This is a genomic window from Acinetobacter sp. YH12134 (assembly GCF_013418555.1).
In the GTDB taxonomy this organism is placed as follows: domain Bacteria; phylum Pseudomonadota; class Gammaproteobacteria; order Pseudomonadales; family Moraxellaceae; genus Acinetobacter; species Acinetobacter indicus.
Map to the genome: position 1 here is coordinate 84213 of NZ_VPBT01000005.1, position 13285 is coordinate 97497.

At 46.5% G+C, this 13285-nt stretch carries 13 protein-coding genes; 3 read left to right on the top strand and 10 right to left on the bottom strand.

The window, feature by feature from the left end; all coding sequences use genetic code 11:
• Positions 1-131 precede the first annotated feature (131 nt).
• The 10 genes from FTU69_RS05405 to FTU69_RS05450 all read right to left on the bottom strand — a co-directional run bounded on the left by FTU69_RS05405 (position 132) and on the right by FTU69_RS05450 (position 9161).
• Complete coding sequence (locus tag FTU69_RS05405) at positions 132-785, bottom strand: 3-oxoacid CoA-transferase subunit B (protein ID WP_016658115.1); 654 nt, start codon at positions 783-785, stop codon at positions 132-134.
• 19 nt (positions 786-804) lie between these two features.
• Entirely contained in the window at positions 805-1491 is a 687-nt protein-coding gene (locus FTU69_RS05410) for a 3-oxoacid CoA-transferase subunit A (protein WP_005178086.1), read from the bottom strand.
• Positions 1492-1515: 24 nt separating this feature from the next.
• A complete protein-coding gene (benE, locus tag FTU69_RS05415; protein ID WP_005178085.1) occupies positions 1516-2742 on the bottom strand; it encodes a benzoate/H(+) symporter BenE in 1227 nt (408 codons plus the stop codon).
• A 53-nt stretch (positions 2743-2795) separates the two neighbouring features.
• The gene (gene benD, locus FTU69_RS05420; RefSeq protein WP_005178084.1) at positions 2796-3581 is read right to left on the bottom strand and encodes a benzoate diol dehydrogenase BenD; all 786 of its coding nucleotides are present in this window, start codon (positions 3579-3581) and stop codon (positions 2796-2798) included.
• Between the two features lie 17 nt (positions 3582-3598).
• On the bottom strand, positions 3599-4615 hold the full coding sequence (gene benC, locus FTU69_RS05425) for a benzoate 1,2-dioxygenase electron transfer component BenC (RefSeq protein ID WP_168381786.1): 1017 nt from the start codon (positions 4613-4615) through the stop codon (positions 3599-3601).
• 93 nt (positions 4616-4708) lie between these two features.
• Positions 4709-5200: a benzoate 1,2-dioxygenase small subunit gene (gene benB, locus FTU69_RS05430; protein ID WP_004785632.1), complete on the bottom strand. Its 492-nt coding sequence runs from the start codon at positions 5198-5200 to the stop codon at positions 4709-4711.
• Positions 5197-6585, bottom strand: a complete 1389-nt coding sequence (benA, locus tag FTU69_RS05435; RefSeq protein ID WP_180103573.1) for a benzoate 1,2-dioxygenase large subunit — start codon at positions 6583-6585, stop codon at positions 5197-5199. Before benA ends, benB begins: the two co-directional genes overlap by 4 nt.
• A gap of 75 nt (positions 6586-6660) precedes the next feature.
• Positions 6661-7581 carry a catechol 1,2-dioxygenase gene (gene catA, locus FTU69_RS05440; protein WP_168381783.1) on the bottom strand — a complete coding sequence of 307 codons (921 nt, stop codon included), beginning with the start codon at positions 7579-7581 and terminating at the stop codon, positions 6661-6663.
• Positions 7582-7749: 168 nt separating this feature from the next.
• Positions 7750-8040, bottom strand: a complete 291-nt coding sequence (catC, locus tag FTU69_RS05445; RefSeq protein WP_180088410.1) for a muconolactone Delta-isomerase — start codon at positions 8038-8040, stop codon at positions 7750-7752.
• Positions 8041-8051: 11 nt separating this feature from the next.
• Complete coding sequence (locus FTU69_RS05450; protein WP_180103574.1) at positions 8052-9161, bottom strand: muconate/chloromuconate family cycloisomerase; 1110 nt, start codon at positions 9159-9161, stop codon at positions 8052-8054.
• A 118-nt stretch (positions 9162-9279) separates the two neighbouring features.
• Between FTU69_RS05450 and FTU69_RS05455 the strand changes: the two genes are divergently transcribed.
• The 3 genes from FTU69_RS05455 (at position 9280) to FTU69_RS05465 (ending at position 13264) form a co-directional block, all read left to right on the top strand.
• Positions 9280-10194, top strand: a complete 915-nt coding sequence (locus tag FTU69_RS05455) for a LysR family transcriptional regulator (RefSeq protein WP_005178075.1) — start codon at positions 9280-9282, stop codon at positions 10192-10194.
• Positions 10195-10485: 291 nt separating this feature from the next.
• On the top strand, positions 10486-11868 hold the full coding sequence (locus FTU69_RS05460) for an aromatic acid/H+ symport family MFS transporter (RefSeq protein ID WP_005178072.1): 1383 nt from the start codon (positions 10486-10488) through the stop codon (positions 11866-11868).
• Positions 11869-11974: 106 nt separating this feature from the next.
• Positions 11975-13264, top strand: coding sequence for a DcaP family trimeric outer membrane transporter (locus FTU69_RS05465; RefSeq protein ID WP_180103575.1), 1290 nt, complete (start codon positions 11975-11977; stop codon positions 13262-13264).
• Positions 13265-13285: the final 21 nt, after the last annotated feature.

A 13285-nucleotide genomic window follows, 5' to 3' on the forward strand; every position in this document is an offset into this window, starting at 1 on the left:
TCTGTTTCCTAAATTCTTTTTTAATCCCCCTAAATCCCCCTTTAAAAAAGGGGGACTTTTCCTCCCTTGCTTGCGCTGAGTTTTTAAAGCCGTGCTTTAAAAACTCGCTCAGGGAGGTTGGGAGGGATTACTTAACCCTGTGTCGCATCAATCAGCTTCGCACCGGTCAGGGATTGCAGCTCTTCAAATGACAGACCGTCAACTTTCTCAATCACTTTCATGCCTTCAGCAGTCACATCAATCACGCACAGGTCAGTGTAAATACGATCTACACATTTCAGGCCAGTTGCTGGATAGCTCAGCTCCGCTACAATTTTTGGCTCGCCTTTTTTGGTGACGTGATCCGTGGTGATAAAGACTTTCTTGGCACCAACTGCAAGGTCCATTGCACCACCCACCGCAGGAATTGCATCCGGGGCACCAGTATGCCAGTTGGCCAGGTCACCATTTTCTGCAATCTGGAACGCACCCAATACAGCGATGTCCAAGTGACCGCCACGCATCATCGCGAAAGAATCCCCATGATGGAAGAAACAGCCACCGGTCAGCATAGTTACATATTCTTTACCGGCATTGATCAGTTCCGGATCTTCTTCACCTGGCGCAGGTTTTGGACCAAAGGCCAATAAACCGTTTTCAGAATGCAGGAATACATCTTTATCTGCAGGCAGGTAGTTTGAAATTTTGGTTGGCAGGCCAATCCCGAGGTTGACATAGGCACCATCTGGAATGTCTTGGGCAACGCGTTCAGCAATCTGGTCACGTGTTAATTTGGTATAGCTCATCGTGTTCTCCTTCACGTATTTATGCTGATTGTTCAGGCTGTTTGGCAGCAACTGACACCACATGCTGTACAAAAATACCCGGAGTGATGATGTGCTCAGGATCAAGCTCACCCAGTTCAACCACTTCTGCGACCTGTGCAATGGTGACATCTGCCGCCATGGCCATAATCGGGCCAAAGTTACGAGCAGATTTACGGTACACCAGGTTGCCCCAACGGTCGCCTTTGTAGGCTTTAATTAAAGCGAAATCGGCTTTAATCGGGTTTTCCAGAACGAAGTCTTTGCCTTCGTAATTTAAGGTCGGTTTACCTTCAGCCAGTAAAGTACCAAAGCCGGTTGGGGTGTAGATTGGACCCAAGCCCATACCTGCAGCCTGAATACGGCAAGCCAGGTTACCTTGCGGCACCAGTTCCAGCTCGATTTTACCGGCACGATACAGTTCATCAAAAATATAAGAGTCAGATTGACGAGGGAACGAGCAGATGATTTTACGTACAGCACCTGCTTTGAGTAATTTGGCCAAACCGTAGTCGCCATTACCGGCATTGTTATTGACGATGACCAAATCCTTGATGCCCAGTTCAATCAGGCCATCAATCAGTTCAGCAGGCTGACCTGCTGTACCGAAACCACCAATCATGATGGTTGAACCATCTTTAATTTGAGAGAGCACATCTTTTAAAGATGCTGAGCTTTTATCAATCATAGTTGTTTCCTAGTCAAACAAACTTCATTGACCCGTGCTTTTGCTTGGGCTTGAAGGTGAGGTCAGTGCTGATAAACCGGTTCTGCTTAAAATGACATGAGCCAGAATACCCAGACAAATTCCCCAAAAAACTGAGCTGAGACCTAAAAACTGCATACCCGATGCAGTTGCCAGGAAGGTAATAAGTGCTGCGTCACGCTGGTTTTCCTGATGCATGGCGGCATTTAAATTGATGCCAATGGCTCCTAGAAGTGCCAGACCGGCCAATGCTGCCACCAATTCTTTCGGGAGCAGGCTAAACAGCATCACAATGCTGCCGGCAAATAAACCGCCTAAAATGTAGAACAGGCCGTTGGCAATCCCGGCGATATAGCGCTTTTCTTTCAGTTCATGCGCGTCTTTGCCCATGCACAGCGCGGCGGTAATTGAGGCCAGGACAATAGTGATCCCGCCAACACACGCCACCGCCAGCGAAGCGATACTGGTGGTGGTAATAATGGGTTTAGCCGGCGTGTCGTAGCCACTGAGCTTTAAAATGGCCATCCCCGGTAGAAACTGACCAGACAGGCTGACTAAAATCAGTGGTAAGGCCAGGTTAAGGGTCGAGTTCCAGGTCCATTCCGGCGCAATAAACTGCGGCACTGCCAGGCTAAAACTCATTTCGACCGGATTCATGGTGCCGAGCAACAGGCTCAGGCCAATTCCGGTCAATAGTACATACAGCATGGCATAGCGCGGACTAAAACGTTTGGCCAGTAAGAACACCAGCAACATGCCAAATACAATAAACGGCATGTTGTTACTGGCGGTAAACAGACCAAAGCCAAACTGGCACAAAATGCCGGCCATCATGCCCGCTGCAACCGCTTGCGGAATTAAGGCCAGCAATTTGTCGAAATAACCGGTAATCCCAATAATGAAAATCACCACGGCTGAGGTGATGTAGGCTGCAACGGCTTCGTTCAGGGAAATATCAGGAAAGAGGGTGACCAGCAAGGCCGTTCCGGGTGCCGACCAGGCGGTAACCACCGGAACTTTGAATTTAATTGAAAGGAAGATACCGGCAACGGCTGCGCCAATAGAAATGCCCCAAATCCATGAAATCATCATGGCATTGGACACTTGAGCCTGTTGGGCTGCCTGGAAGAAGATAATTAAAGGACCGGCATAGGAAATCAGTACAGCTAAAAATCCTGCAACTGTGGCTGATAAGGACCAGTCTTTTCTTAAGGTATCTAACAGGTGACTCATTGTTTGCCTCCGTGCAAGTCTGGCAATGCTCCTGTAAAAAAAAGATGATCAGGCTAACCCTGATCACCACCGCCGACAGGAACAACTGTGCCTGTCACATATGACGCATCGTCAGATGCCAGGAATAAAATGGCATTGACTTGTTCTTGAATGGTGCCGTAACGGCCAAGGAAGGTACGATCAATGGTCTGATCAACCACTTCCTGCATCCATGCCTGTTCTTGTTCAGACAATGGGGCAGTGTTACGTGGCACTTTACGTGGTGGCGCTTCAGTTCCACCAGTTGCCACGGCATTAACACGAATACCATCTTTCGCATGTGCAAAAGCCAGCGATTTGGTCAGGGCATTGACGCCGCCTTTAGAGGCAGAGTAAGGAATACGGTTAATACCACAGGTGGCAATAGATGAAACGTTTACAATGGTGCCTTTCTGGTTTTTCAGCATTTCCGGCAATACTGCGCGGCAGCACCACATGGTCGGGAACAGTGAACGGTTCACTTCCTTGATAATTTCTTCTTCAGAAAATTCCTGGAAAGGTTTCATCCAGATGGCACCGCCGACGTTGTTGATTAAGATATCAACGCGGCCGTAAGTGTCGATGGCTTTGGCAACCACTGACTGCGCGCCAGCATAGGTTTCCAGGTCAGCATTAATGGTGACCGCATCACCACCGGCGGCCTGAATCTCTGCCAGCACTTCTGCGACATATTCAGAACGGTCGGCCATGACCACCTGGGCGCCTTCGGCTGCCACTTGCAGGGCAACCCCGCGACCGATGCCTTGGGCAGCACCAGTCACAATCACCACTTTATTTAAAAATCTTTGACGATCAGACATTGCGGGATTACTCGATTTTAGTTAGCAGAGAATTTTTCGAACAGGAAGTTGGCCGGTTTTACACCTTCACCATCTAACCAGCCGCGTACCGCTTCAACCATTGGCACTGGACCACACAGGTACACATCAACATCGCCGCCATTGAGCCATTCGTTATCGATATGACCAGTCACATAGCCTTTACGCTCATGTGCAGATTCCGGATTCGCCACAACAGTGCGGTATTCGAACCATGGGAATTTGGCTTGCAGTTCGTTCAGTTTTTCCAGCGCAACCAGGTCAAAGTCATTGGTTACACCAAACACCAGACGCACTGGCTGATCTGAACCTTTTTCTTCCAGTACTTGCAGCATTGACATGAACGGAGCAATACCTGTACCACCCGCAAGCATCAGTACCGGGCGCACCACGTTACGTAAGTAGAAGCTACCAAATGGACCGGTAAAGGTCATTTTGTCGCCAGCTTTGGCATTTTTGCTTAAGAATTCACTCATTTTGCCGTTTGGTACGTTACGTACTACGAAACCGGTTAAACGGTTGCCCGGTTTAGAACTGAATGAATAAGAACGGGTTTCAGCTGTTCCTGGAATACCGACATTGACATATTGACCGGCCAGGAAGTGGATATCAGGTTGACCTTCGTCAAGCTGGATATCAAAGGTAATGGTTGAGTCAGACAGGTTCTCAACGCGAGATAAAGTACCTTCGAACGCGTGAATTTCAGTTTTACATACATCTGAAGATGCCTGAATCTGGAACACCGCATCTGAAGTCGGGCGGCATTGGCAGGCAAGGATATAACCTTCTTCTGCTTCTTCAGGTGTTAATGCATCTTCAATATAGGTTTCTTCAGGCATGTCAAATGAACCTGATTCACAAAACGCACGACACGTTCCACAAGCCCCATCACGGCAGTCCAAAGGAATATTGATCTTTTGACGGTAAGCTGCATCAGACAGGGTCTCGCCTTGGGCAACAGAAATAAAACGTGTAACGCCATCTTCAAATTGAAGTGCAACATTGTGGTTTGACATGGCTGAATATCCTATATAAATCTTTGTAACTGGACCTTTCAGCCAATTTTCCATCTGGCTGAAAGGTTTTACCTGGCTGTAATAAAAACAGTCTTAAAGGTGATAGATGTCGATAACCTGGTTGATGTAATCGTTTTTCAGTACCACGTATTTGCTTAAAATCTGTGGTTTTTCGCCTGAAAAATCGATTACATAACGAGACATACCGAAGTAGCTGTAACTGGTTTTGTAGCGGAAACTCAGGGTATTCCAGTTAAAACGTACAGTGACCTTGTCGCCATCACGTTCCACAATTTCAATATTGCAGATGTTGTGGCTGGTACGGGTATCCGGCATGGTGGCAGATGAACGTTCCGTCTTGATCCGGAATACACGGTCTTCTAAACCTTGACGATCTGGATAGTAGATCAGTGAGATTTCAGACTGTGGATCTTCAGTCAGACGGTCATCATCATCCCAGGCTGGCATCCAGAAAGAAGCAGTAGGGGCGTAGCACTGTAACCAGTCATCCCATTGCTCATCATCTAAAAAGCGGGCTTCCTGATACAGGAACTGTGCAATATTTTCTAAAGTGATGTCGCTCATGCGGTTTCTCCTTCAGTGCTTGCAGCAATTTCTTTTTCAGTCGCAATGCCTTTTTTGATCAGCTCTAACCAGTACTGGTGCTGAGCCAGGTACAGGCCTTCATCTTCTGTTTTAATACCAGACAGTTTTGGTTTCAGGCCAATTTCATTGGCTGCATCATCTGGCCCTTGAATCCAGTGCTTAGACCCGCGACACATGTCGTTCCATTCCAGTGCGATCCCGGCATAACCAGCCTGACAGGCACGGAATTCTTCCAGATCGTCTGGGGTAGCCATACCAGAAGCATTAAAGAAATCTTCATACTGACGGATACGGCGAGTGCGTGCTTCCGGCTCTTCACCGACAGGACCGATACAGTAAATCGTCACTTCAGTCTTATCGACAGAGATTGGACGCAGAACACGGATTTGTGAGCCGAACTGATCCATGAAGTAAACGTTTGGATAGATACACAGGTTACGTGAACGTTCGATCATCCATTTCGCCATGGCTTCGCCATAACGCTCGGTATATTCATCTTTCTTAGCAAAGTTTGGACGGTCTTCCGGGTTGGCCCATTGTGTCCAAAGCAGCATGTGACCATGTTCAAAGCCGTAAGAACCACCGCCTTGTTTGCCCCATGAACCTGCGCTCATGGCACGAATATTATCGCCAGCTTCTTTTTCCTTACGTTGCTGAGTCGTTGCAGCATAGTTCCAGTGCACGGCAGAGACGTGATAACCATCGGCACCGTTTTCTGCAGTCAGCTTCCAGTTACCTTCATAGGTATAAGTCGACGAACCGCGTAAAACTTCCAGACCTTGCTCAGACTGACCCACGATCATGTCGATGATCTTGGTGGCTTCACCCAGGTATTCTTCCAGAGAAGGAACATCCGGATTCAGGCTGCCAAACAAGAAGCCTTTGTAATTTTCAAAACGAGCTACTTTTTTCAGGTCATGAGAACCGTCCTGGTTAAAGCAATCTGAATAGCCTGCATCAGCCGGATCTTTCACTTTTAACAGCTTGCCCGAGTTATTGAATGTCCAGCCATGGAATGGGCAGGTATAGGTTGCTTTATTGCCACGCTTATAACGGCACAGTTGTGCACCGCGGTGAGAGCAGGCATTGATCATGGCATTCAGTTCGCCATTGCGGTTACGTGCAATGATGATTGGCTGACGGCCAATATGGGTTGTGTAGTAATCGTTGTTATTGGGAATCTGGCTCTCATGGGCCAGATAAACCCAGTTTCCTTCAAAGATGTATTTCATTTCCAGATCAAACAGGGCTTGATCAGTAAATACGGAACGGTGCAGTTTAAATTCACCAGATTCAAAATTATCGACCAGTAATTCATCAATACGGTCTAAATGGCTGGTGTTAATTACAGGAATACGAGGCATGTCCAGTCTCCGACTTTCCAAGGAGGGGAAGTCATCGGGATGTTGCTCAGACTGACATCCCGATTCCATTTTGAATTAAGCGCTTGCGCGACGACGGTCGACTTCAGTGCTAGGCGCGTTTTCTTTCTCTTTCACAAGCTCAATATCGAACTGGATGTGTTTGAAAGGACCCTTTAGGCCACGGCTTGCAATTTCAGCTTCATCAGTTACCTCAACAGCGGTTGCAACAAGGCCTTCTCGTGTAGCGAATGCAAAGTCATCCCACAGGTATTTGTCACCCTCAATGTTGAATTGAGTAGTCAGTTTGCGGTAACCCGGTGCAGATACGAAATAGTGCACATGAGATGGGCGGTTACCATGACGGCCTAATTTGTCCAGTACGAACTGAGTAGTACCTTCTGGTGGGCAGCCATAACCCACTGGCATTGTAGTCAGTGCAACATATTTACCATCTTGGTCAGTGAAAATAGAGCGACGCAGATTGAAGTCAGACTGTGACTTATCAAAGAATGAGTAGTTACCCAAGCTGTTGGCGTGCCACACTTCAACTTTAGCGCCTTCAATAATATTGCCTTCGGTATCAGTTACAGTACCTTCGATGATTAGAGTCGGGATTTTGCCTTCTTCAGAACCATCATCCATACGTGCAAAGCCCACTGATTCAGGTGCGCCTGCTACATAAAGTGGACCTTCAATGGTCCGTGGTGTACCACCGGTGATACCTGCTTTAGCATCAGCTTCATCTGCACGCAAGTCCAAGAAGTGCTCTAGACCCAAGCCTGCAGCTAATAGACCTAACTCATTTGCTTGGCCCGCATCCGTAAAGTATTCCAGACCTTTCCAAAGCTCAGTTTGAGAAATATCAAGATCTTCAATCGCCTGGAACAGGTCACCTAACAAGCGCACAACAATCTGTTGTACTCGCTCATCTACAGGACCAGTCGCAGTATCGACGTTCACTTTCTTAACTAACGCATCTATTTCTTGGCGGTTCATACTATTGCTCCTAAAAGTATGTTTTTCATATTTTAGTGGCGCATCTTTAGCTTTATTGGCTGGCTAAATTTGGCTGGCCACAATCCTTGTTTATTTACCCTTTGGATTTCTAAAGTCGCTACCCCGATAGCGGCTTTAAATTCTTAAAATACCGATATGAACTGTGAATCAGGTGTCATCATCACGGACAGAAGATGGGTGGCGGTTAAGCGCCATCACTTCAATATTCATGTATGGATACAACGGCAGACCTTGCAGTAGGTTGTGCAGTTCTTCGTTGCTCTCAACATCAAAAATACTGATGTTTGAATACTGGCCTGTAATGCGCCAGATATGACGCCATTTACCTTGGCGCTGTAATTCCTGCGAATATGCCCTTTCAACGGCTTTAATTTCATTAGCGCGTTCAGCTGGCATATCGAGTGGAATATTGACATCCATGCGTACGTGAAAAAGCATGTCTAGCTCCTTTATTGACGACGTAAGCGGTCAAGCTTGTCTTCATCCAGTTCAATACCTAAACCGGCAGTGGTTGGTAACACCAATTCAAAGTTTTGATATTGCAATGGTGTTTTTAAAATTTCTTCCGTCAGTAGCAATGGACCAAACAGTTCGGTGCCGTAAGCCAGGCTTTCAAAAGTCGAGAACACATGCGCTGAAGCAATGGTTCCCACCGGGCCTTCCAGCATGGTGCCGCCGTACAGGTCGATATTGGCCAGCCTGGCAATTTTGCCAACCTCACATCCTTCGATTAGACCACCAGATTGTGCAACTTTCACTGCGAAAACTGATGCGCCATTGTTACGGGCAATCTGGTAAGCGCTGTTTGGACCCATTAACGATTCGTCTGCCATAATGGCAATATCGAAACGGCGGGTGAGGCGACGCATCGCATCGAGGTTTTCAATTCCGCATGGCTGTTCAATCAGGTCAACACCGCCATCTTGCAGCAGCTGAATACCTTTAATGGCTTCAAGCTCTGACCAGGCACGGTTGACGTCAACACGAATAGAAACGTCTTTGCCTAATGCTTTTTTGATTGCCAGCACGTGTTCAACATCTTCTTCAACCGGACGAGAACCGATTTTCAGCTTGAACACATTGTGACGTTTGATTTCAATCATCTTCTGCGCTTCAGCGATGTCTTTTTCAGTATTGCCTGAAGCCAATACCCAAAGAACAGGAACGCTGTCACGTAAACGGCCACCAAGAATTTCACTCAGTGGTAAACCGAGGCGCTGTGCCTGAATGTCCAGTAAAGCAGTCTGGATGGCACATTTGGCAAAACGGTTGCCGTTAATATTCTTTTTCAGGGCACGCATGGTTTGTGCAAAGTTCAAACCAGCCAATGTTTTTAGTAAAGGTGCGAAGTAAGTATCAATATTGGTTTTTACGCTTTCTGGGCTTTCTTCACCGTAGCCTAATCCACCAATTGTGGTTGCTTCGCCCCAGCCCACAAAACCATCGTCTGTGGAGATCTTTACCAATACCAGGGTTTGCGTCTGCATTGTCGCCACCGCCATTTTGTGTGGACGAATGGTCGGAATCTCGACAAGCATGGTTTCAATGGATTTATACATCACTTTACTCTTCGCAATCTTGCGTTGTGTATCTGATGTGATATACCTTAAAAGAATAGAAACGCACTGTCGAAGATCATTTTGGCATTTTATTATATTCTAAAGGTATGGAAAGGGTATGGAACTTAGACATCTCAGATACTTTGTTGCTGTGGTAGAAGAACAGAGTTTTACCAAAGCAGCTGAAAAACTGTTTATTGCGCAACCACCTTTAAGCCGTCAGATCCAAAATCTGGAAAGTGAGCTTGGAATTCAGCTATTTGAGCGCGGTAGCCGCCCATTACAGACCACTCCGGCAGGCCAATTTTTCTATCAGCATGCCGTAAAACTTTTGTCTAATGCGGAAGAGATCAAAACCATGACCAAGCGGGTGGGAATGGTCGAGAAAACCGTGACCATTGGTTTTGTGGGCTCTTTACTTTATGGTTTACTCCCCAGAATAGTCTATTTATTCCGCCAACAACATCCTAATTTAAAGATAGAACTGGTTGAAATGACCACCACCAACCAGATTCAGGCCTTAAAGGAAGGTCGTATAGATGTCGGATTTGGCCGTTTACGCATTTCCGATCCGGCCATTCGACGTATTTTATTGCGTGAAGAACCGCTCATGGTGGCGGTGCATGACAGTCATCTATTTGCAACAAAGCGGCAGGGTATATACCTTTCAGATATTGTCGAAGAAAATATTTTTCTCTATCCAAACCATCCCAAACCGAATTTTTCGACCCAAGTGCGCGGCCTGTTTTCCGAATACAGTCTGGAGCCGCGCAGTTTAAAAGAAGTGCGTGAAATTCAGCTGGCTTTGGGGCTGGTAGCTGCCGGCGAAGGTATGTGTATAGTCCCGGAAAGCGCGCGTACCATACAGTTGCCGCATTTGAACTATATTCCTTTACTCGATGATGCTGCTAAAAGCCCGATTTTCCTGGCGATTCGCAGTATGGATGAAAGCGAAGATATCCGCTCGCTGTTTGACAGTATTTATCAGGTCTATGATCTGGAAGCGATTAAATATGATCGTACTGTAATTTAAGGGCGTTGAAGTTTAGCTCTCTCCATCCTTTATATAGATAAAGTTGCAACAGGTCTGAACGGCGCGCTTTTGTTCAGACCTTTTTTTATGTTTCACAGCTTAAAAATAAACTTTAATTTATATTTCTTACATAAAGATAGATTGTTTAAAACATAAACAATTGTTTATAAAACTAATTTTTTCGCCTAACTTTTTAGGTATGAATATATATGCAATCGGTTTTGGACAAAAATAACGCATTGGGTCATTGTTTACAAAAATTTGGACGGTTTCACAAGCAGGAGGCTTATCGTGAATACAACAGATTCAGTAAACATCAATACGGTGGTTGATAACGCGAAATTTACGCCATTTCACTGGGGCGTACTTTTATGGTGTTTATTAATTATTATCTTCGACGGCTATGACCTGGTTATTTACGGGGTGGCTTTACCACTATTGATGCAGGAATGGTCACTTGGTGCGGTAGAGGCAGGGCTATTGGCCAGTACCGCGCTGTTCGGGATGATGTTCGGTGCCATGAGTTTCGGAACGCTCTCCGATAAACTGGGCCGAAAAAAGACCATTATGATCTGTGTGGCCATTTTCAGTGGCTTTACCTTCCTGGGCGCTTTTGCCAGTAACCCGATTGAGTTTGGTATTTTACGTTTCCTTGCCGGTTTAGGTATTGGCGGCGTGATGCCAAACGTAGTGGCACTGATGACCGAATACGCACCAAAACGGATTCGGAGTACTCTGGTTGCCGTGATGTTCAGTGGCTATGCCATTGGCGGGATGACCTCTGCCTTGTTAGGTGCATGGCTGGTGGCAGATTATGGCTGGAAAATCATGTTCTACCTAGCCGGTACACCATTATTGCTGTTACCGCTGCTGTGGAAATTCTTGCCAGAATCCCTGATGTTCCTCACCAAAAAAGGTGAAACAGAACAGGTCCGCACCTTTGTACAGAAAATTGCTCCAGAACAGAATATTGCGCCAAATACCCAGTTTGTGCTGAATGAAGTGATGGCCGGTGATGAAGCCCCATTACGTGCACTGTTCCAGCAAGGTCGTACCTTCAGTACCTTAATGTTCTGGGTTGCGTTCTTCATGTGTCTGTTAATGGTCTATGCATTGGGCAGCTGGTTACCAAAACTGATGATTCAGGCCGGTTATTCACTCGGTGCAAGTATGCTGTTCCTGTTCGCGCTGAATATTGGCGGTATGGTCGGTGCAATTGGTGGCGGTGCCTTGTCAGATCGTTTCCATCTGAAACCGGTATTGACCATTATGTTCACCGTGGGGGCAATTGCGCTAATCCTGCTTGGCTTTAACAGTCCACAGCCAGTGCTGTATACCTTAATTGCCATTGCCGGTGCAGCCACCATTGGATCACAAATTTTACTATATACTTTCGTCGCACAGTTTTACCCGACTACAGTACGTTCAACCGGTATGGGTTGGGCCTCTGGAATTGGCCGGATCGGCGCGATTGTCGGGCCTGTGCTGACTGGTGCACTGCTGACTTTAAACCTGCCACACCAGATGAATTTCATGATGATTGCCATCCCTGGTCTAATTGCAGCCGTAGCGATCTTTATGGTAAATCTGAAAGTCTCGGTAGATGGTGCCAAAGCCAAGCAGGAAAGCTTCGCCAACAGCAATGTCAAAGCAGTCAAAAGCTCTGCACATTAATCTCTGAGCAAACCGCTAGCTTGAGTTCTTCAGGCTAGCCAAACTTTAAAACAATGAAACTTTGTCAGGAACGACAAAAACGGATAGTCACAGGATAAGTGTGCCCATGAAAACAATGATGATCAAACCTTTAGTAATTGCTGTCGGTTTAACAATGAGTGTAATGGCCAATGCGCAAAGCAGCCAGGAAGTTGAGCAGCTTCGTCAGGAAGTGCAACAACTGAAAGCACTTGTTCATCAATATGCTCAACAAAATCAAACGGTTCAAGCGAATTTAAACCAACTTGCCAATACTACGGTACAACCACCTGTTGCACAAAAAGCCAGCACTGAAAAGCGCGGCTTGGGTATGACGCTGGGTAATGCTGAATTTAACCTGTATGGAAACGTCCGTATGGATGGTTCTTATCAGGTTGAGGGCAGTAGCCGAGATTTGCCATATAACCATATTAATGCCGTAGCGTTAGAAGGCAATAATGAAAGTAGTGATCGTTTAAGATCAACGCTTTCTGCTACACGTTTAGGTTTGGATTTCAAAAGCCCTGTGGGTGATCAAGACGTAAAAGGTAAAATTGAAGTCGACTTCTTGGGCGGTTCAAATTTTGATAACTTACGTATTCGTCATGCTTACTTAAATTATGGCAACTGGTTAATTGGTCAAACCTGGTCTAACTTTGCGGTACCGGATTATATGCCGGAAACAGTCGATGCTTTGGCCTATGCCGGTGGCGCAGTTAAACGTACCCCGCAAGTGCGTTATATCGCGAAATTCAGCCCGCAAACCAATCTGGTGGTGGCTGCTGAAGACCCAAAAGATAACAGCATCACCCAGCGTTTACCGGCTTTAACTGCGCGCTTAAATCATCAGTTCGCCGATAACATGAGCGTGAGCGCACGTGCCATGGGCCATGAAAAACGCATCAATTCTGATGAAGAAATGGCGTGGGGTGTGGGCTTGGGCGCTAAATATGATGTGACCCCAAGCACGACTTTAAAAGCAGACTACTACCATGTGAAGGGTGATAGCAGTTTTGTGTCTTTTGCCAATACCGGCACCATCCAGGGGGCGAATGGTCTGGAGCAAAGCGAGTTTGATTCGATTACTGTCGGTCTGACCCAGAAGTTTAATGAAAAACTGCGCGGCACAGTGGGTTATGGCTATATGAGCTTTGATCAGGATGCTGATTATCTGGCAGCGACTCCAGCAGATAAACGAACTGGCGTTAACAAAGACTTATGGCAGGCATGGGCCAATGTCTTCTATAGCCCGATCAAGCCAGTTAGCTTAGGTCTGGAATATGTCTATGGTGAGCGTGAAGCAGTAGTCCCTGCGGCCAATGGCAGCAAAACAGGTGAAGACAACCGTATTAATATGGTGGCCATCTATAACTTCTAATTACACGCTATACATTAAAAA